Consider the following 1,288-nt stretch of genomic DNA (forward strand, 5'->3'; position numbering starts at 1 on the left):
ACCGTTAATGACCACGGAGGATGCGGTAGGTCCTACTCGCAGCTACTTGCGAGTAGGGCCTACCCGGACTCTTCGACTACAACGGGCCGTCTAGGTTACGGCTTCTCCAAGTCACTTGTTGAGCGCTGGGCTTCCGCAGCGCTGCTTTGATCTACTGACTTGGGAAGACTTGCCAGTCTGGTTCGCAATCTACAGGTAGGAGTTCGCCTGCTTCGGCAGCTTCCATGACGGTCTCATCTACATATTCCGTCGGGATGACACCCGCACGCAAATGCACCACGTCGCTCAGGTCGTCACCATCGGCGCAGATAGAGACGATTGTCCAACCACCAGATTGCGCTTCACTCAAGTCTCCCTCTGGCAGACCCAGTCGGTGCGACATACTCGCGTAGGTCAGAAGTTCGAGCTGGCCATACTCCTCGCTCGCCGATTCAAGAAGCGGCACCTCCTTGAACACAAAGTCAGGCATCGCGGTTGGCCACGAGCCCCCACCGGGGGAACAACCAAGTAAGCCGAACACAACAACGAGTCCGACAGACCCGGCGGCAGCGGTGCGCTTCATAAGCGTCAACCTAGCTCACCGTGCAGCTCACACCGTTTGGATGCGGGTTGAAAGCGTACAGTGTGCCACTGGTTTTGGTGCTGATCTTGTGCTGCTTCACCCCGCGCTCCACGATCCATTGCTCCGCTCGAATCTGGTAACTGTATCGAGTGCCCAGAGGGTACGCGCGGAACGTTTGTCCGTTCTTCAGAATCTGTGAAGTGCAAGAAATGGAAGAGGACACGGTTCCCGCGTTAGAAATGCCTAACCCAGCTGAAACGTTGTTTCTGGCAGCACCAAGGGACAACTGAATAGTTCGAGTCACACTGACTGACTTCGAGATCGAGCACTTCCCGCCCGGATTCTTGCAAACACCCAGCAGCTGACTCTTGTTGGTGTAGGAGGAACTGATCGTTTTCTTGGTGATCACGGTGTAGTAGGTATGAATGTTTGCCATTGGCTTGAGGAGGTCATCATCGGCAGCTGGCGCATTTGCGGATGCGGCCACCGACCCTCCCCCCAGCAAGGCAAAAACTGAGATAACGGTTAGCACTAGTCTGGTTGACTTCTTGAGCTGCATGATTCTCCCTTGAATCTGTAGAGCAACACCTGTCAAACCAAACAGTACTAAATTGTCGCGTAAACGACTAGTAGTTAATTTTTCGCAAGGCGATAGATCGAGTTTTCCAGGACTGGATGATGTGTCGATGCGCTCGGGAGGACATCTTGCGGTGCGTCACAATCGAC

General features: G+C 54.3%; 2 protein-coding genes. Both read right to left on the reverse strand.

All coding sequences use genetic code 11. The annotated features are described in order from the left end of the window. Nucleotides 1-151: 151 nt before the first annotated feature. Nucleotides 152-562 carry a hypothetical protein gene (locus tag CZ674_RS02745; RefSeq protein WP_143244608.1) on the reverse strand — a complete coding sequence of 137 codons (411 nt, stop codon included), beginning with the start codon at nt 560-562 and terminating at the stop codon, nt 152-154. A gap of 10 nt (nt 563-572) precedes the next feature. Beyond that, a complete protein-coding gene (locus CZ674_RS13920) occupies nt 573-1,121 on the reverse strand; it encodes a hypothetical protein (protein ID WP_143244609.1) in 549 nt (182 codons plus the stop codon). Nucleotides 1,122-1,288: the final 167 nt, after the last annotated feature.

Source organism: Agrococcus casei LMG 22410 (genome assembly GCF_900163565.1).
GTDB classification, from domain to species: Bacteria; Actinomycetota; Actinomycetes; order Actinomycetales; family Microbacteriaceae; genus Agrococcus; species Agrococcus casei.